The organism is Cellulomonas septica (genome assembly GCF_012396155.1).
GTDB classification, from domain to species: Bacteria; Actinomycetota; Actinomycetes; order Actinomycetales; family Cellulomonadaceae; genus Cellulomonas; species Cellulomonas septica.
This window is the reverse complement of the sequence record NZ_JAAXOY010000685.1, coordinates 1-1,862: the sequence shown is the minus strand read 5'-3', so window position 1 is coordinate 1,862 and position 1,862 is coordinate 1. Positions and strand designations below refer to the sequence as shown.

Genomic DNA, 1,862 nt, shown 5'->3' with positions numbered 1-1,862 from the left:
GAACGGGCGGCGTCGCCGGTGGCGGGGGCCGCCGCGGCTTCGAACGAAAGTATCGGTCATCGTGCACTCCTTCGTGCCGATCGTCGGGACGGGCGGAGGTCGTCCGGACGTGGCCCGCAGCGCGGTGCGGTGCGGTCGGCGACCGGACGTGCCGCGGGCGAGAGGTGCGCCCGACGGCGTCGATATCGTTATCGACGCCGAGTGTGGACCAACTCGGAAGCGATGCCGAGGGGTTGCCAGGATCCCGAACCGATTAAGTGCGGACCGCCCGGTCCGGCATCGACGCGACATCGCGCGCGCGAGCTCAGGACCGTGAGTTTCGATAGTCGGGCGCCCGCCGTCGGCGCTCGAGGCGTCGCGCGGGGGTGCCGCACCCCGTCGCACCGTCGCCGCGGCGCTCGTGACCGTCCGCGGGGCTGGGCAACGCCGACGAACCGGCGCAGAGTGAGCACGACGGGCCCGACCCGCGGGCGCCGGCAAGGAGGCCGACCATGTGCCGCTGGCTCGCCTACACGGGCTCCCCGGTCACGCTCGACGAGCTGCTCTACAAGCCCGCGAACTCCCTCGTCGTGCAGAGCCTGCACAGCCGGCTCGGCGCCGAGCCGACCAACGGCGACGGGTTCGGCGTCGGCTGGTACGACGAGCACTCCCCGACGCCCGGCCTGTTCCGCAGCATCGAGCCCGCGTGGAGCGACCGGAACCTGCGCGAGCTCGCGGCGCACGTGCGGTCCGGCACGGTCTTCGCGCACGTCCGCGCGACCAGCGGCTCCGCCGTCCAGCAGACCAACTGCCACCCCTTCCGGCACGACGGGTGGCTCTTCATGCACAACGGGTTCGTCGACGGCTTCGCGACGTTCAAGCGCGACCTGCAGCTCGCCGTCGACCCGTCGCTCTTCCCGCTCATCGAGGGCACGACCGACTCCGAGACGCTGTTCCACCTCGCGCTGACCCTCGGGCTCCAGGACGACCCGCCGTCCGCCGTCGCCGCCGCGGTCGGCCTCGTCGAGGACACCGGGCGTCGCCACGGCGTCACCTACCCCGTGCAGGGCACGGTCGCGGTGACCGACGGCCGCCGGCTGTGGGCGTTCCGCTACTCGTCGGAGGGGCGCTCGCGCTCGCTGTTCCGCAACCGGGACGTCGCGGTGCTGCGGCACCAGTACCCGGACAACCCCGTGCTGCACGACCTGTCCGACGAGACGCGGGTCGTCGTCTCCGAGCCGCTCGGCGACCTGCGCGGGGCGTGGCTCGAGGTGCCGGAGAGCAGCTGCCTCGTCGTCGACGGGGGCGAGGAGGAGATCCTGCCGTTCGCGCCGACCGTGCCGGTGGCGGCCTGAGGGTCAGGCGCGGCCGAGCTGCTCCATCAGGTCGTCGGCGACCTGCTGCGCGGTGTACGCCTCGAACGCGTCCTCGTCGAGCGACGAGACCTCGAGCTGGACGAGCGCGTCCGCGGCCTCGTCGTGGAACAGCGCGGTCGCCTCGCCGTACCCGGGGCCGGGGTACCAGCGCTGGTTGACGTGCACGTCGACCCCGGCCACCTGCACGGTCGACGCCTCGTTCTCCTGGTCCGACGTCGTGCGCTGGTCGAGGAACAGGTCGACGGTCGCGCCGGCGTCGGTGGGTGAGCCCGCCTGGATGAGCTGGAGCTGCGCGCTCAGGTCGTCGCCGCGGAACTCGCACACGTAGCGGTAGGCGTCGTCGGCGGACGCGTCGTCGCCGTACGGCCCCCAGCCGCTGAGGTCGGTGCGCGCCGTCGCGCCGCGTGCGACGACCTCGTCGGCGAGGACGCAGTCGTCGCCCGACAGCACCGGCGCGGAGCTGCCGTGGCCGGCCGACCCGGGCCAGCCCTCGGCGGCCTCGTCGAG

The 1,862-nt window shown here is 73.5% G+C and carries 2 protein-coding genes; one reads left to right on the top strand and one right to left on the bottom strand.

Going from position 1 to position 1,862, the window contains the following annotated elements; all coding sequences use genetic code 11:
• Positions 1-491: 491 nt before the first annotated feature.
• Complete coding sequence (locus HGA02_RS18090; RefSeq protein ID WP_168680666.1) at positions 492-1,334, top strand: class II glutamine amidotransferase; 843 nt, start codon at positions 492-494, stop codon at positions 1,332-1,334.
• Between the two features lie 3 nt (positions 1,335-1,337).
• Here HGA02_RS18090 and HGA02_RS18085 read toward each other — a convergent pair.
• Positions 1,338-1,862, bottom strand: a 525-nt coding sequence (locus HGA02_RS18085; RefSeq protein ID WP_168680664.1) for a hypothetical protein, incomplete at its 5' end; no start/stop codon positions are given.